Below are 14,475 nucleotides of genomic sequence, written 5' to 3'. Positions count from 1 at the left end.
GCGTGACGACGGTCCTGCTCGCGCACGGTTCGCCCGACGCGCGCCACTCGGCGACCCTGGAGCGGCTGCGCTCCCGGGTCGCCGAGCCCTTGGCGGCGGCCGGCCGGGGGAGCACCCACCTCGTCTACATCGAGAACGACCACCCACGACCGGAGGAGCTCGGGCCCCGGCTCGATGGCGACGTCACCGTCGTCCCGATGCTCATCACGCCGGCCTTCCACGCGCGGGTCGACGTGCCCGCTGCCGTCCGGGCGCTCGGCGTGACCGGAGCGAGAGCACAGGTCGTCGGTGCGCTCGGCGGTCACCCGCTGCTCCTGGACGCGGTCGACGAGCGGCTGCGCGCCGCGGGCCACGACGAAGGGAGCGCCACCCTGCTCGTCGCCGGCGGGTCCAGCTCCGGTCAGGCCGGTCAGAGCATCCGCACCCTCCTCGACGCCCACCCCCGGCCGGGGTGGCTGAGCATGACCCTCGCCGCACCCCGTGCCGGCGCGACGAGCGGGCGGGTCGTCGTGCCGGCGACCCTCGCGGAGGGCGTGCTCCACGACAAGGTCGCGGCTCTCGCCGAGGCGACGGGGTCCCCCTTCGTCCCGGGGGGACTCGCGGACACCGAGGCCGTGGCCCGGCTGGTGCTGCACCGCGTCCTGGGCTGACGGCCGACTTTGCGTGCACGGGAATCCCGTGTGCGGCACCGTGGTTGACGTCCCGGAAGGACGAGGAGACCACGACGATGATGACCAACAGTGCCTGGGGGCTCATGCAGTCCATGAGCTCGGGCGACAAGGCGCGCTCGACGCCCCTGCCCAAGGGCACCGCCCGACGCGTCCTCGGCTATGCCAGACCCTTCAAGGGCACCATCGCGGCCTTCCTCACGCTGGTCGCCATCGGCTCGATGACCGTCGTCGCGGTGCCGCTGCTGCTCCAGCGGCTCATCGACGACGGCGTCACCCCGCAGGACCGTGGGGTGGTCATCACGCTGGCCCTGCTCGTCGCGGCCATCGCGGTCGTCGAGGCCGTGACCAGCCTCGTGCAGCGCTGGATGTCCGCGCGCATCGGGGAGGGGCTGATCCACCACCTGCGCACCGAGGTCTTCGCGCACGTGCTGCGCCAGCCGATCGCCTTCTTCACCCGCGCGCAGACCGGCGCGCTCGTCACCCGGCTCAACAGCGATGTCATCGGGGCCCAGCAGGCCTTCACGACCGTGCTGTCGTCGGTCGTCAGCAATGTCATCTCGCTGGTGCTCATCCTCGGAGCGATGTTCGCCCTCTCGTGGCAGCTGACGCTGGCCTCGCTGGTCCTCGTGCCCTTCTTCGTCCTGCCGGCCAAGTGGATGGGTCGGCGCCTGGCCGGCCTGTCCGCCGAGCAGATGAACCTCAACGCCGACCTGGGCAACCAGATGACCGAGCGGTTCAACGTCGCCGGTGCGCTCCTCGTCAAGATCTTCGGCCAGCCGGCGCGCGAGATCGAGCAGTACGACGTGCGGGCGGCACGGGTGCGCGACATCGGGGTGCGCATCGCCGTCAACCGGGGCTTCTTCTTCGTCATGCTCACCGCGCTCGCCTCGCTGGCCACGGCGATGGTCTACGGGGTGGGGGGCCTCATGGCCGTCGAGGGCACGCTGACGGTCGGCACCCTGCTGGCGCTCGCGGCGCTGCTCGCCCGGCTCTACGGGCCGCTCACCGCGATCTCCAACGTCCACGTCGACGTCCTCACGGCGCTCGTCTCCTTCGCCCGGCTCTTCGAGCTGCTCGACATGCCCTCGAGCATCCGCGAGGCACCCGACGCGCAGCCGCTGCCCGAGGGCGAGGCCCTGTCCGTCGAGCTCGACGACGTCCACTTCACCTATCCCGGTGCCGACGCGATCTCGCTGCGCTCCCTCGAGGGCGCCACGACCGGCGACCGCGAGCAGGGTGGCCCGGTGCTGCAGGGCGTGACCCTGCGTGCCGAACCGGGGCAGCTCATCGCGCTCGTCGGGCCGAGTGGTGCCGGCAAGAGCACGATCACCTCGCTCGTGACCCGCTTCTACGATCCCACGAACGGGTCAGTGCGCATCGGCGGGCGCGACCTGCGCGAGGCCACGATCGAGTCGGTGAGCTCGACCGTCGGCATGGTGACCCAGGAGGCCCACCTCTTCCACGACACGATCCGGGCCAACCTCGCCTACGCCAAGCCCGAGGCGACCGAGGAGCAGATGTGGCAGGCGCTGCGGGCGGCACAGATCCACGCCCTCGTCGCGGCGCTGCCGGCCGGTCTCGACACCGTGGTCGGCGACCGTGGTCACCGCCTGTCCGGGGGAGAGAAGCAGCGCTTCGCCATCGCCCGCCTCCTGCTGAAGTCGCCCGCCGTGCTCATCCTCGACGAGGCGACCGCTCACCTCGACAGCGAGTCGGAGGTCGCCGTGCAGCGTGCCCTGGACACCGCCCTCGAGGGCCGGACGGCGATCGTCATCGCCCACCGGTTGTCGACGATCCGGGTCGCCGACCAGATCCTCGTCGTCGACGGTGGGCGGGTCGTCGAGCGCGGCACCCACGAGCAGCTGCTGTCTGCCCGCGGGATGTACGCGATGCTCCACGCCACGCAGTTCGACGGGGAGGCCGACCCGGTCGAGGTCGGGTGACGAGACGTCGGCCGATGCCGACATCGGGGGTGGCCTCAGCCGTCCTCCTCGTCCCAGATGCGCACCTTCTTGGGCCGGGGGGCGCGGCTGACGCCCTCCTGCGCCTCGCGTCGCAGGGCGAGAACGACGAAGACCCAGCCGGCCGGGATGACCAGCCACCACTGGATCGCATAGGCCATGTGGGGCCCGGTGTCGGTGTCGGGGACGGCGAGGGGGTCGGGTCGCTCGCTGAGGGGGTCCTCCGACTGGAGCGAGACGTAGCCGCCGAGGAGGTCGGTGCCGACCTCGTCGGAGACCTCCTCGAGGTTGATGCTGGCGACCTGCCCGCGCGGCATGTCGCGCTCAAGGCTCTTCTCGCCCAGGCGGATCCAGCCGGTGACGGTCACCTCGCCGGTGGGCGCGGCGGGGACCTCGGGGGCGACGTCCGCCCCCTTCGGGCTGTTGGGGACCCAGCCGCGGTCGACGAGGAGGGTGCCGCCGCCCTCGAGCCGAAGGGGGAGGAGCACCTCGTAGCCGTAGGTGCCGTCGAGCGGACGGTTGCGGACGAGGACCTGGTGACCGGTGTCGTAGGTGCCGGTCGCGCGCACCCGGGTCCACTCGTCGTCGATGGCGACCGGATCGTCGGTGAGGACCTCGGTGACGGGCACGGGGTCCGCCTCGTAGTGGCTCTCGATCCGCTCGGCACGCGCGGACCTGTCCTCGTAGCGGCCCCACTGCCACTGGCCGAGCCACAGGCACGCCAGGGACGCGAGGACGACGAGGAGGAACCACCCGAGCCACCTCGGGGTGAGGGCGAGACGAAGCATCAGCCGGCGTCGTCCGGGATCTCGTCGAGGGCGCAGGTCGTCACCGGGAAGCCGCGGATGGCGAGGTGCTCGCGCAGGACCTCCTCGTGCTCGGCGCAGGCGAGCCAGACCTTGCGACGCGACTCGTCGTGGATGCGGGGGTTGCGCCACAGCACGGCCCGGGTCGCGGCGTCGCGGCAGGCCTTGCGGCTGCACACCAGCTCGTCGGTCGGCATCAGGCGTCCAGCTGCCGGCGGTGGTCGGTCACGGGCTGGAAGGCCTCGTCGGCCACGCGGGGGCGCACGGCGTTGACGAGGACGACCGCGATGTAGGGCAGGACGACGGCGAGACCGACGCACACCCACCGCAGCCACCCCTCGAAGAAGTAGGCGCCGACGAAGCACGCCGTGCGCAGCGCCATCGTCGCGAGGTACTGGCGCATCCGACCGGCCTGCTCCTCCTGGAGCGAGATCGGTGCGGTGGTCACCGAGGGAACGGACGCGTGCGGCACGCCCCCAAGGGTACGCCGCGAGTCTGGACGTTCTGCGGACCGGTTCGGGCTACCCGACGGTAGTGCTCTAGCGTCGACGGTGCGTGATCTGACCCACACGCGGCCACCGACGAAGGAGAGACATGACATCGCGGCGAGTGCTCGTCACGGGAGGCAACCGAGGCATCGGGGAGGCGATCGCGCGACGGCTGGTCGCCGACGGTCACCGGGTCGTCGTGACGTCGCGATCGGGCGACCCGGTCGAGGGTCTGGACGTCGTCGCCTGCGAGATCACCGACACCGCGTCGGTCGACGCCGCCTTCACCGCGGCGAAGGAGAAGCTCGAGGGGGACGTCGAGGTGCTCGTCGCCAACGCGGGCATCACCAAGGACACCCTGCTCATGCGCATGACCGACGAGGAGTTCTCGTCAGTCGTGGACACCAACCTCCACGGGACCTTCCGGTGCGTGCGCCGCGCGGCCACGCCGATGGTCAAGGCCCGCTTCGGCCGGGTCATCCTGCTCTCCAGCGTCGTCGGCCTCTACGGGTCGCCCGGGCAGACCAACTACGCCGCGTCGAAGTCCGGCCTCGTCGGCATCGCCCGCTCGATGACGCGCGAGCTCGGTGCCCGCGGCATCACCGCCAATGTCGTCGCGCCCGGGTTCATCGAGACCGACATGACGGCCGAGCTGCCCGACAAGACCAAGGCCGAGTACCAGGCCGCCATCCCCGCCCGCCGCTACGGGCAGGCCGACGAGGTCGCCGCCGCGATCTCCTTCCTCGCCTCCGACGAGGCGTCCTACATCTCCGGCGCGGTCATCCCCGTCGACGGCGGCCTCGGCATGGGCCACTGAGCGCTTCGCCACCGCTCTCCTCGCACCCCCTTCGAAAGGCAGCTAGATGCTCACCGGCAAGACCTTCCTCATCACCGGCGTCCTCATGGAGTCCTCGATCGCCTTCCACGTCGCCAAGCTCGCCCAGGAGCAGGGTGCGCAGGTGATCCTCACCAGCTTCGGCCGGACGATGAAGATCACCAGGACGATCGCCAAGCGTCTCCCGCAGGAGGCTCCGGTCATCGAGCTCGACGTCACGAGCGAGGAGGACCTCGCCGCCCTGGCCGGCCGGATCGGTGAGCACACCGAGCGCCTCGACGGCGTACTCCACTCGATCGGCTTCGCGCCCGAGGGCGCCTTCACCTTCCTCGACGCGTCGTGGGAGGACGTGAGCACCGCGATCCACGTCTCGGCCTACTCGCTCAAGGCGCTCGGCGTCGCGGCGCTGCCGATGATGACCGAGGGCGGGTCGATCGTGGGTCTGACCTTCGACGCGAGCTTTGCCTGGCCGGTCTACGACTGGATGGGCGTGGCCAAGGCGGCCTTCGAGTCGACCAACCGCTACCTCGCCCGTGACCTCGGCCCGAAGGGGGTCCGCTGCAACCTCGTCGCCGCCGGCCCGATCCGCACGACCGCGGCGAAGTCGATCCCCGGCTTCGAGACCTTCGAGAACTCGTGGGACGACCGGGCGCCCGTCGGCTGGGACGTCAACGACCCGGTGCCCACGGCCAAGGCCTGCACGATGCTGCTGTCCGACTGGTTCCCCGCGACGACCGGCGAGATCCTGCACGTCGACGGTGGCGTGCACGCGATGGGGGTCTGACCCCCTCTTTCGGTCCCTGAGGAAGGCCGTCCGCGGCCGCCTCGAAGGGTCGGCTTCCGGACGAAGGGGGACGTCGGCACCCGCCGAAGTCCTTCGTTGTCGTGTGGCTGAGTTGTCGTGCTCGACTTCGGCTTGATGTGTGCCGACATCCCCCTTCGACCTCCCGCAGCGTGTCGCGCGGCAGTTCAGGCCCTCGGGGGGACCTGAGGCCCCGGACCTCGCTGCTCCCGACGCGAACTGCAGTCCGACACGCGGTCAGGCGAGGGGGTGGCCGCCCTCGTCGTCGGGCTGGGGGAGAGGGGTGATGCCGAGGAGGCCGAGGACCCGGCGGAGGTCGGGCTCGTCGATGGCGGCGTCGGCCTGCTCACGCACGGCGGGCTTGGCGCAGAAGGCGATGCCGAGCTGGGCGGCGGCCATCATGTCGAGGTCGTTGGCCCCGTCGCCGACCGCGACCGTGCGATCGCGCTCGATCCCCGCCGAGGCCGCGAGGCGGGTGAGGAAGTCTGCCTTGGCCGCACGGTCGACGACCTCGCCGAGGACCTTGCCCGTCAGGTGCCCGTCGACGATCTCGAGGGTGTTGGCCCGTGCCGTGGGGATGCCGAGCTCTCGGGCCAGGTCGTCGACGACCTCGGTGAACCCACCGCTGACGAGACCGACGGTGTGCCCTGCCTCGACGAGGGTCGTGACCAGCGTCCGCGCACCCGGCGTCAGTCGCACCGCCGCACGCACCCGGTCGAGGACCTCGACCGGCAGCCCGGCGAGGGTGGCCACCCGCGCGTGCAGGCTCCCGGCGAAGTCGAGCTCGCCGCGCATCGCGGCCTCGGTCACGGCGGCGACCTCGTCACGAGTGCCCGCGTGCTCGGCGATGAGCTCGATGACCTCGTCGCGGATCAGGGTGGAGTCGACGTCCATGACGAGCGCGAGCGGGCCCTCGCCCGGCAGCTCGACGGACGACGGGGAGTCGGTGCCGGGGCGGGAGGTCATGCGGCGCAGTCTAGGTCTCGTCGAAGACGTGTCCCTTGCCGACCACGGTGATGCCGGACTCGGTGACCTGCAGGCCGCGCGCCAGGTCCTGTTCGCGGTCGTGGCCGAGCCGGATCCCGGCGGGCAGCCGCACGCCCTTGTCGACGATCACCCGGTGCAGCTGGGCGTGCCGCCCGACGTCGACGCCGTCGAGCAGGACGCTGTCGATGACGTCGGAGTAGCTGTGCACGAAGACCCCGGGGGAGAGCACCGAGTTGTGGACGTGCCCGCCGGAGACGACGACGCCGGGTGAGACGACCGAGTTGGTCGCGCCGCCGGCTCGCTCGGTGTCGGCGTGGACGAACTTCGCGGGCGGGTAGGGCCCGTGGTGGGTGTTGATCGGCCAGCTGTAGTTGTAGAGGTTGAAGACCGGGTGGATCGACGTCAGGTCGAGGTGTGCGTCGAAGTAGCTGTCGATCGTCCCGACGTCGCGCCAGTAGCCGCGGTCGCGGTCGGTCGACCCCGGCACGGTGTTGTCGGCGAAGTCGTAGGCGTAGGCCGTGCCACGGGAGACGAGGTCGGGGACGATGTCGCCACCCATGTCGTGCCGGCTCTCGGTGTCGGCGTCACGGTTGACCGCGTCCATGAGCGCGTCGGCGGAGAAGACGTAGTTGCCCATCGACGCGTAGACCTCGTGGGGCGCGTCGGGCAGCCCGACCGGATCCGTCGGCTTCTCCCGGAAGGCGGTGATGCGGCGGCCGTCGTCGGCGACCTCCATGACGCCGAACTGGTCGGCCATGGCGATCGGCTGTCGGATCGCGGCGACAGTGCAGTCGGCGCCCGTCTCAAGGTGCTGCTCGACCATGTCGGAGAAGTCCATGCGGTAGACGTGGTCGGCACCGACCACGACGACGATGTCCGGGCGCTCGTCGGTGATCGCGTTGAGCGACTGGTAGATCGCGTCGGCGCTGCCCGTGTACCAGCTCTTGCCGCGTCGCTGCTGGGCGGGGATCGGGGCGACGTAGTGCCCGAGCGGGGAGGCGAGGCGCCAGGCCTGGCTGACGTGCCGGTCCAGGCTGTGCGACTTGTACTGCGTCAGCACGATGACCTTGGCGTAACCCGAGTTGACGACATTGCTCAGGGCGAAGTCGACGAGCCGGTAGATCCCACCGAAGGGGACGGCGGGCTTGGCCCGGTCGGCGGTGAGCGGCATGAGCCGTTTGCCCTCACCACCGGCGAGGACGATCGCCAGGACACTGGGCTGACCTCTGCGGACCATGGTCCAAACCTAGTGGCTACGGGGCGGGTCGTCCCCCCTTCGGCCCTAGGCTGGTCACGTGCGCGTCGACATCCTCAGCAAGGAGTACCCACCGGCCGTCTACGGCGGTGCCGGGGTCCACGTCGCCGAGCTGACGCGGGCGCTGCGCGAGCGGGGCGACACCGACGTGCGGGTCCGGTGCTTCGGCGAGCCCCGGGACGAAGGGGGGACCACCGGTTATCCGGATCCGCCGGGTCTGGCGGGGGCCAACCCCGCCCTGACGACGATGGGCGTCGATCTGGCGATGGCGGCCGACTGCGCTGGGGCCGACCTGGTCCACAGCCACACCTGGTACGCCAACTTCGCCGGCCACACCGCCGCACTGCTGCACGGGGTGCCGCACGTCGTCTCGGCGCACAGCCTCGAGCCGCTGCGCCCGTGGAAGGCCGAGCAGCTGGGCGGCGGCTACGCCCTGAGCTCGTGGGTCGAGCGCACCGCCTACGAGGGGGCGGCCGGCGTCATTGCCGTCAGCCACGGCATGCGCGCGGACATCCTGCGCAGCTACCCGTCCATCGACCCCGAGCGGGTGCACGTCGTCCACAACGGCATCGATGCCGGGCTGTGGCAGCCGGCACCCGACCCGGAGGTCGTGCGACGCCACGGCGTCGACCCCGACCGCCCGTCGGTCGTCTTCGTCGGGCGGATCACCCGGCAGAAGGGACTGCCCCACCTGCTGCGTGCCGCCCGCGAGCTGCCCCCGGAGGTGCAGCTCGTCCTGTGCGCCGGAGCCCCCGACACCCCCGAGATCCTCGCCGAGGTCGAGGACCTCGTCGCCGAGCTGCGAGCCACCCGTGACGGGGTCGTGTGGATCTCGCAGATGCTGCCGCGGGCCGAGGTCATCGCGCTGCTCACCGCCGGCACGGTCTTCGCCTGCCCCTCGGTCTACGAGCCGCTCGGCATCGTCAACCTCGAGGCGATGGCGTGCGAGCTGCCCGTGGTGGCCACGGCGACCGGCGGCATTCCCGAGGTCGTGGACGACGGCGTCACCGGGTGGCTCGTCCCCATCGAGCAGGTCGACGACGGCACGGGGGCGCCCGTCGACAGCGCGCGCTTCGAGGCCGATCTCGCGGCGGCCCTCGTGCAGGCCGTGGCCGACCCCGAGCGCGCGCGATCACGTGGGGTCGCCGGCCGCGAGCGGGCGGTCGAGCACTTCAGCTGGACGAGCATCGGCGACCGGACCATGGCGGTCTACGAGAGCGTGCTCGCCCAGTCCTGACGGGTCAGCTCGGCGACGACCTCGCCCAGCTCGGCGCCGGGCAGCGGCTCCTCCCACTCACGCACCTCGATGCGCACCTCCCGCATGCCCAGGCGCCGCATGACGCCGCGGGAGCCGGTGTTGACCACCATCGTCTCGGCGCGCACGACGTCGAGCCCTGGGTCGGTGAAGCCCTCTGCGACAACGGCCCTCGCGCCCTCGACCGCCAGGCCCTGTCGCCACCACGACCGGGCGAGGCGGTAGCCGAGCTCGGCCACGCCCCCTTCGCGCGGCCACAGGGACCACCACCCGACGGGACGCTCGTCGACGTGCCCCACCCACATGGGGCCGGGGACCAGCGGCGTCCAGAACTCCAGTGCCTCCTCATGGGTGCGGGCCCGGCCGATGATGTGCCGCAGAACCTCGGGGTCGGCATCGAGGTCGGCGAGGAAGGGGAGGTGCTCGCGGCCGACCGGGTCGAGGCGCAGCCGAGCGGTCCGCAGGACCCGCATCAGCGGCTCGGGACCCAGCCGGCCATCGTGGCGCACGCGGCATTGGTCGCGTCGGCGAGGCAGCGCTCGCTCTCGCGCCCCAGGGCACGAAGGGCGGTGGCGCGGGCCTCGTCGCCGGCGGCCGTGATCGCACCCGAGGCCTGCAGCCCCAGCTCGGTGGCGATGGAGACGGTGCCGGCCAACCCGATGACCTTGCGGGCGCGCTCGGGCAGGGCATCGGGGAGAGCCCAGTCGGCCCCGAGCCGGTCGTCGGCGAGGTCGCGTGCCAGGTCGTCGGCCCAGGGGGTGCCCCCGATGGCATCGAGCTCGTCGATCGCGGCGAGGAGGGTGCGTCGCAGGTGTCGCTCGAGCTGGGAGGGCGCGAGCGCCTCGATGCGGTGCGGAGGGATCGGATCGGCGTCGTGGGCCATCCAGTCGATGCGCACCCCCCGGGCGCCCTCGGAGCCGAAGGTCGACGTCGACGGCACGAGCAGCCCACCGAGGCCGGCGACGTAGAGGGCCTCACCCGCCTCCACGGCGGCGTCGGTGGCCACCGGTCCGCAGCGGGGCAGGCCGGCCAGGTCACCGGGGCCGGGGAGGGCGACGAGGACGGCTGCCTCGCCGAGGTCGCGCCACAGCCGCAGCTGCTCGACGAGACCCTCGGTGTGGTCGATGTCGGGCAGGGCCCGCTCGACCGCCTGGGTCAGGGTCACGCCACCGGCCCAGGCGTGCGTGACCCACGCGGCGACACGGACGGAGGCGGGCAGCTCGGGCATCTGACAGATGGTAATCCGCGACGGTTAGGGTCGGACCATGAGTGATGTCCTCGCCCTCGCCGGCGCCACCGTGGTCCGCGGGGAGTCGACCCTGCTCTCGGAGATCGACTGGGAGGTCGAGGAGGGGCAGCGCTGGGTCGTCCTGGGGCCCAACGGCGCGGGCAAGACGACGCTGCTGCAGCTGGCTGCCGCGCGCATGCACCCCACCCGAGGTGTCGTCGGTGTCCTCGGCGAGGTCCTCGGCGCGGTCGACGTCTTCGACCTGCGGCCGCGCATCGGTCTGGCCTCCGCGTCGCTGGCCGAGCGCATCCCGCCGCGCGAGCGGGTGTCCGACGTCGTCGTCACCGCCTCGTGGGGTGTCGTCGGTCGTTGGCGCGAGTCCTACGACGGACTCGACCACGCCCGCGCGGTCGAGCTGCTCGAGGCCCTGGGCGCCGGGCACCTCGCCGACCGGACCTACGGGACGCTCTCCGAGGGCGAGCGCAAGCGCGTGCAGATCGCCCGCGCCCTGATGACCGACCCCGAGCTGATGCTCCTCGACGAGCCGGCCGCTGGTCTCGACCTCGGCGGACGCGAGGACCTCGTCGGTCGCCTCGGTCAGATCGCGGGCGACCTCGAGGCGCCCGCCCTCGTCATGGTGACCCACCACGTCGAGGAGATCCCCCCGCACTTCACCGACGTGCTCCTCCTGCGCGAGGGCCAGGTCGTCGCGCAGGGCCCGATCGAGATCACGCTCACCGAGGCCAACCTCTCGCAGACCTTCGGTATCGACCTCGTGCTCGAGCAGCACGGTGACCGGTGGTCGGCGCGGGCGCGCACCTGACGCCCGCCGTCCGGGCTCGACCGGGACCGATCCCACCGGCCGCTCGGACACGCTGCGGTCACGGTGGGCGGGTCCCACCCCCCTTCGTCAGGAGCGGTTGACATGATGGGGGCCAGACACGAGACGGGGGCATGACGATGGAATGGCTCGGCGACAACCTCTGGCTGGCCTGGCTGGGGCTGGCCTTCGTGCTGATCGCGATCGAGGCGGCGACGGTCGACTTCGTCTTCGTCATGCTCTTCGGCGGCGCCCTCGTCGGAGCCCTGGCTGCCGCAGTCGGCGCGCCCGTGGTGCTGCAGATCGTCCTGGCCGTCGCCGTGGCCCTGCTGCTCATCGCGGTGGTGCGCCCGATCGTCAAGCGTCAGTTCAGCGACCCCGCGGCATCAGCCGACATCGGCTCGGCGGCCCTGGCCGGGCGCACCGCGCGGGTCCTCGAGACGGTCACCGAGACCGACGGCCGCGTGCGGCTGGCCGGTGAGACGTGGAGCGCGCGGGTGCCCGACGGCGCCGCGTCCTGCCTGCCCGGCGACGAGGTGCGCGTCGTCTCCATCGACGGCGCCACGGCGATCGTCACCAAGAGCCCCTGACCCGACCCTCCGTCTGAAAGGACCCCGCCCATGGAAGGCGCCGGTATCCTCATCTTCCTCGTCGCACTGCTGGTCTTCGCGCTCGTCATCCTCTTCAAGACGGTGCGCATCGTCCCGCAGCAGACCTCGCTGATCATCGAGCGGCTCGGCCGCTACTCGCGCACGCTCGAGGGCGGCATCCACATCCTCGTGCCCTTCGTCGACAAGGTGCGGGCGAGCATCGACCTGCGCGAGCAGGTCGTGAGCTTCCCGCCCCAGCCGGTGATCACCTCCGACAACCTCGTCGTCAACATCGACACGGTCATCTACTACACGGTCATCGACTCCAAGCGGGCCGTCTACGAGATCGCCAACTTCATCCAGGGCATCGAGCAGCTGACCGTCACCACCCTGCGTAACGTCATCGGCTCCCTCGACCTCGAGCAGACGCTCACCAGCCGCGACCAGATCAACGGCCAGCTGCGTGGGGCGCTCGACGAGGCGACCGGCCGCTGGGGCATCCGCGTCAACCGCGTCGAGCTCAAGGCGATCGACCCGCCGATGTCGATCCAGGAGTCGATGGAAAAGCAGATGAAGGCCGAGCGTGACCGTCGTGCGGCCATCCTCAACGCCGAGGGCGTCAAGCAGTCGCAGATCCTCACCGCCGAGGGCGAGAAGCAGTCGGCCATCCTGCGGGCCGAGGGCTCGGCCCAGGCCGCGGTCCTCGAGGCCCAGGGCCAGTCGCGCGCGATCAAGCAGGTCTTCGACGCGATCCACCGCGGCAAGCCGACGCAAAAGCTGCTCGCCTACCAGTACCTGCAGGTCCTGCCGCAGATCGCCACGGGCGACGCCAACAAGATGTGGATCATCCCGAGCGAGCTCACCGACGCCCTGCGGGGCATCGGTGGTGCCCTCGGTGGCGGCGACGGTGACGGGCCCAAGGGTGGACTCGACGCGGAGGAGTGGGTCGACCCCGGTCCGGAGGCCACCAACGTCTTCGACCAGACCGCGCTCGAGGACCCGGGCGAGGCCCTCGCCCAGGCGCGTGGTCAGGCGGGCCAGGCCAGCCGTGAGGCGAGCGAGCACGCGACGCCCGCCTCGCGGGTGCAGCCGGCCAAGGGGCCGGGTGTGCGGCTGCCCGAGGCGACCGACCCGCCGGAGGCGACGGCGGCCCCGGCCCCGGCCGAGCCGCAGCCGGAGGCGACCGACCAGCCCGACGAGGGGCCCGACGCGGCCCGCTGACCACACTGCGACCCCGCTCCACGACACCCGGTCCGCCCTCACTAGGGTTGGCCGGGTGTCGTGGCTGGAGATGGGTGCAGTGGTGCTCGCGGGGGTGTGGGCGGGAGCGATCAACACCCTCGTCGGGTCCGGGACCCTCGTGACCTTCCCCGTCCTGCTCGCGCTGGGGACACCAGCGGTCACGGCCAACGTCTCCAACTCCATCGGCCTGGTCGCCGGGGGAGTGAGCGGCACCATCGGATACCTCCCCGAGCTCAAGGGCATGGGCCGACGGGTCGCCCAGCTCGTGCCGATGTCCGTGCTCGGCGCGATCACCGGCGCCCTGCTGCTGCTGTGGTTGCCGCCCGAGGCCTTCGAGGCGATCGTGCCGGTGCTCATCGGCATCGGGATCCTGCTCGTCATCTTCGGCCCCCGCTTGCAGGCGTGGACGAAGTCGCGGCACGAGGAGGGCGGCTCGATGCCGACCAGCCACCTCGTCGCGCTCATGGCGGGCGTGCTCGTGGCCGGCGTCTACGGCGGCTACTTCGGCGCCGCACAGGGTGTCATCCTCATCGGCCTGCTGTCTGCCTTGTCGACCGAGCCGCTCCAGTCCCTCAACGGTCTGAAGAACGTGCTCGGCACCTTCGTCAACGCTGTCGGCTCGCTCGTCTTCATCATCACCGCGCCCGAGCTCATCGACTGGCGTATCGCCCTCCTCGTGGGCATCGGCGCGATCACCGGTGGCGTGCTGGGTGCGAGGTACGGTCGGCGGCTGCCCCCCAACGCCCTGCGGGCGGTCATCGTCGTCGTCGGCGTTGCGGGCCTGGTGAAGTTCGTCTTCTTCCCGTGACCGAGCTCCTGGACCCCACGCTCCTCGCCCTCGGTATCGTCGTCGCCATCGGGGCGATGGTGCAGTCGACGATCGGCTTCGGGATCGCGGTGGTCGCGGCCCCCGCCGTCGTCATGGTCCGGCCCGATCTCATGCCGGCCTCGCTCATCGTGTGCGTCTTCTTCCTTCCCCTGCTGCAGCTGCTCGGTGGTGACCGGGAGATCGCCTGGCGCCACCTGCGGTGGGCTCTGGGTGCCCGAGTCCTCGCCACACCGCTCGGGGTCGCCCTCGTCGCGGTGGCGTCAGCAGACGCCATCGCCCTCACCGTGGGCGTGCTCATCCTCGTGACCGTCGCCGCGTCGGTGTGGGCCGTGGACATCCGGCTGGACCCGCGCAACTCGGCCCTCGCCGGCGCGATCACCGGCGTCTCGGGGACCGCCGCCTCGATCGGTGGTCCCTTCTTCGCGCTCGTCCTGCGGCACGAGCGTCCGGAGCTGCTCCGCGGGACCCTGGCGGCCTTCTTCCTCGCCGGCACGGTCATCGGGATGACCGGTCTGGCCATCGGCGGGCAGGTCGACCGGGAGGACCTGCTCGCCGGGCTGGTCTGGGCTCCCTTCGTGCTCGTGGGGCACCTGCTGGCGGGGCCGGTGCGACGGCGGATCCGGCCCCAGGCGGTGCGCCGGGGCGTGCTCGTCTTCTGCGTCATCGCGAGCATCGGGGTCATCTCCCGTGCCCTGATCTAGCCTGC

General features: G+C 71.7%; 17 protein-coding genes. 10 read left to right on the top strand and 7 right to left on the bottom strand.

The window, feature by feature from the left end; all coding sequences use genetic code 11:
* The first annotated feature begins 2 nt into the window (after positions 1-2).
* Together H7A72_RS08315 and H7A72_RS08310 are read left to right on the top strand one after the other, a co-directional pair.
* A complete protein-coding gene (locus H7A72_RS08315; RefSeq protein ID WP_084451615.1) occupies positions 3-650 on the top strand; it encodes a sirohydrochlorin chelatase in 648 nt (215 codons plus the stop codon).
* An 80-nt stretch (positions 651-730) separates the two neighbouring features.
* Complete coding sequence (locus H7A72_RS08310) at positions 731-2,614, top strand: ABC transporter ATP-binding protein (protein ID WP_185222342.1); 1,884 nt, start codon at positions 731-733, stop codon at positions 2,612-2,614.
* A 35-nt stretch (positions 2,615-2,649) separates the two neighbouring features.
* Here H7A72_RS08310 and H7A72_RS08305 read toward each other — a convergent pair whose 3' ends face one another.
* From H7A72_RS08305 to H7A72_RS08295, 3 genes are read right to left on the bottom strand one after another with little or no spacing between them, the layout of a single operon-like run.
* A complete protein-coding gene (locus H7A72_RS08305; RefSeq protein WP_185220238.1) occupies positions 2,650-3,420 on the bottom strand; it encodes an SURF1 family protein in 771 nt (256 codons plus the stop codon).
* Positions 3,420-3,635: a hypothetical protein gene (locus H7A72_RS08300; RefSeq protein ID WP_185220237.1), complete on the bottom strand. Its 216-nt coding sequence runs from the start codon at positions 3,633-3,635 to the stop codon at positions 3,420-3,422. Before H7A72_RS08300 ends, H7A72_RS08305 begins: the two co-directional genes overlap by 1 nt.
* Positions 3,635-3,910 (bottom strand): DUF3099 domain-containing protein, encoded by a 276-nt coding sequence (locus H7A72_RS08295; protein WP_072624657.1) that lies wholly within the window; start codon positions 3,908-3,910, stop codon positions 3,635-3,637. Before H7A72_RS08295 ends, H7A72_RS08300 begins: the two co-directional genes overlap by 1 nt.
* A 122-nt stretch (positions 3,911-4,032) precedes the next feature.
* Between H7A72_RS08295 and fabG the strand changes: the two genes are divergently transcribed.
* The gene (gene fabG / locus H7A72_RS08290) at positions 4,033-4,743 is read left to right on the top strand and encodes a 3-oxoacyl-ACP reductase FabG (RefSeq protein WP_084451609.1); all 711 of its coding nucleotides are present in this window, start codon (positions 4,033-4,035) and stop codon (positions 4,741-4,743) included.
* Positions 4,744-4,789: 46 nt separating this feature from the next.
* Positions 4,790-5,545 carry an enoyl-ACP reductase FabI gene (fabI, locus tag H7A72_RS08285; protein ID WP_185220236.1) on the top strand — a complete coding sequence of 252 codons (756 nt, stop codon included), beginning with the start codon at positions 4,790-4,792 and terminating at the stop codon, positions 5,543-5,545.
* Between the two features lie 255 nt (positions 5,546-5,800).
* Here the strand turns inward: fabI and serB are convergent, their stop codons facing one another.
* Together serB and glgC are read right to left on the bottom strand one after the other, a co-directional pair.
* Entirely contained in the window at positions 5,801-6,529 is a 729-nt protein-coding gene (gene serB, locus H7A72_RS08280; protein ID WP_185220235.1) for a phosphoserine phosphatase SerB, read from the bottom strand.
* A 10-nt stretch (positions 6,530-6,539) separates the two neighbouring features.
* Positions 6,540-7,787: a glucose-1-phosphate adenylyltransferase gene (glgC, locus tag H7A72_RS08275; protein WP_185220234.1), complete on the bottom strand. Its 1,248-nt coding sequence runs from the start codon at positions 7,785-7,787 to the stop codon at positions 6,540-6,542.
* 58 nt (positions 7,788-7,845) lie between these two features.
* Between glgC and glgA the strand changes: the two genes are divergently transcribed.
* On the top strand, positions 7,846-9,042 hold the full coding sequence (gene glgA / locus H7A72_RS08270) for a glycogen synthase (RefSeq protein WP_185220233.1): 1,197 nt from the start codon (positions 7,846-7,848) through the stop codon (positions 9,040-9,042).
* On the opposite strand, the gene H7A72_RS08265 is transcribed toward glgA, so the two are convergent.
* The gene (locus tag H7A72_RS08265) at positions 9,015-9,569 is read right to left on the bottom strand and encodes a GNAT family N-acetyltransferase (protein ID WP_223277579.1); all 555 of its coding nucleotides are present in this window, start codon (positions 9,567-9,569) and stop codon (positions 9,015-9,017) included. The genes glgA and H7A72_RS08265 overlap by 28 nt on opposite strands.
* Positions 9,533-10,288, bottom strand: coding sequence for a hypothetical protein (locus tag H7A72_RS08260; protein ID WP_084451600.1), 756 nt, complete (start codon positions 10,286-10,288; stop codon positions 9,533-9,535). Before H7A72_RS08260 ends, H7A72_RS08265 begins: the two co-directional genes overlap by 37 nt.
* A 37-nt stretch (positions 10,289-10,325) precedes the next feature.
* Here H7A72_RS08260 and H7A72_RS08255 point away from each other — a divergent pair, with 37 nt between their 5' ends.
* The 5 genes from H7A72_RS08255 (at position 10,326) to H7A72_RS08235 (ending at position 14,470) form a co-directional block, all read left to right on the top strand.
* Positions 10,326-11,111, top strand: coding sequence for an ABC transporter ATP-binding protein (locus H7A72_RS08255; RefSeq protein WP_084451598.1), 786 nt, complete (start codon positions 10,326-10,328; stop codon positions 11,109-11,111).
* Positions 11,112-11,242: 131 nt separating this feature from the next.
* A complete protein-coding gene (locus H7A72_RS08250) occupies positions 11,243-11,698 on the top strand; it encodes an NfeD family protein (protein ID WP_185220232.1) in 456 nt (151 codons plus the stop codon).
* 30 nt (positions 11,699-11,728) lie between these two features.
* A complete protein-coding gene (locus tag H7A72_RS08245) occupies positions 11,729-12,919 on the top strand; it encodes an SPFH domain-containing protein (RefSeq protein WP_185220231.1) in 1,191 nt (396 codons plus the stop codon).
* A gap of 55 nt (positions 12,920-12,974) precedes the next feature.
* On the top strand, positions 12,975-13,748 hold the full coding sequence (locus H7A72_RS08240) for a sulfite exporter TauE/SafE family protein (RefSeq protein ID WP_223277578.1): 774 nt from the start codon (positions 12,975-12,977) through the stop codon (positions 13,746-13,748).
* Positions 13,745-14,470 (top strand): sulfite exporter TauE/SafE family protein, encoded by a 726-nt coding sequence (locus tag H7A72_RS08235; protein WP_185220230.1) that lies wholly within the window; start codon positions 13,745-13,747, stop codon positions 14,468-14,470. Before H7A72_RS08240 ends, H7A72_RS08235 begins: the two co-directional genes overlap by 4 nt.
* The last annotated feature ends 5 nt before the right edge of the window (positions 14,471-14,475 follow it).

This window comes from Janibacter sp. YB324, assembly GCF_014217915.1.
Lineage (GTDB): Bacteria > Actinomycetota > Actinomycetes > Actinomycetales > Dermatophilaceae > Janibacter > Janibacter indicus.
The sequence above is the reverse complement of the archived record's forward strand: the minus strand, read 5'-3'. Positions and strand labels throughout refer to the sequence as shown.

What these genes read in the sequence shown, in the direction of transcription:
- H7A72_RS08250 (WP_185220232.1), top strand. Translation starts at nt 11,243, where the DNA reads ATGACGATGGAATGGCTCGGCGACAACCTCTGGCTGGCCTGGCTGGGG.
- glgC (WP_185220234.1), bottom strand. Translation starts at nt 7,787, where the DNA reads ATGGTCCGCAGAGGTCAGCCCAGTGTCCTGGCGATCGTCCTCGCCGGT.
- H7A72_RS08245 (WP_185220231.1), top strand. Translation starts at nt 11,729, where the DNA reads ATGGAAGGCGCCGGTATCCTCATCTTCCTCGTCGCACTGCTGGTCTTC.
- fabI (WP_185220236.1), top strand. Translation starts at nt 4,790, where the DNA reads ATGCTCACCGGCAAGACCTTCCTCATCACCGGCGTCCTCATGGAGTCC.
- H7A72_RS08305 (WP_185220238.1), bottom strand. Translation starts at nt 3,420, where the DNA reads ATGCTTCGTCTCGCCCTCACCCCGAGGTGGCTCGGGTGGTTCCTCCTC.
- H7A72_RS08310 (WP_185222342.1), top strand. Translation starts at nt 731, where the DNA reads ATGACCAACAGTGCCTGGGGGCTCATGCAGTCCATGAGCTCGGGCGAC.
- H7A72_RS08260 (WP_084451600.1), bottom strand. Translation starts at nt 10,288, where the DNA reads ATGCCCGAGCTGCCCGCCTCCGTCCGTGTCGCCGCGTGGGTCACGCAC.
- fabG (WP_084451609.1), top strand. Translation starts at nt 4,033, where the DNA reads ATGACATCGCGGCGAGTGCTCGTCACGGGAGGCAACCGAGGCATCGGG.
- serB (WP_185220235.1), bottom strand. Translation starts at nt 6,529, where the DNA reads ATGACCTCCCGCCCCGGCACCGACTCCCCGTCGTCCGTCGAGCTGCCG.
- H7A72_RS08255 (WP_084451598.1), top strand. Translation starts at nt 10,326, where the DNA reads ATGAGTGATGTCCTCGCCCTCGCCGGCGCCACCGTGGTCCGCGGGGAG.
- H7A72_RS08300 (WP_185220237.1), bottom strand. Translation starts at nt 3,635, where the DNA reads ATGCCGACCGACGAGCTGGTGTGCAGCCGCAAGGCCTGCCGCGACGCC.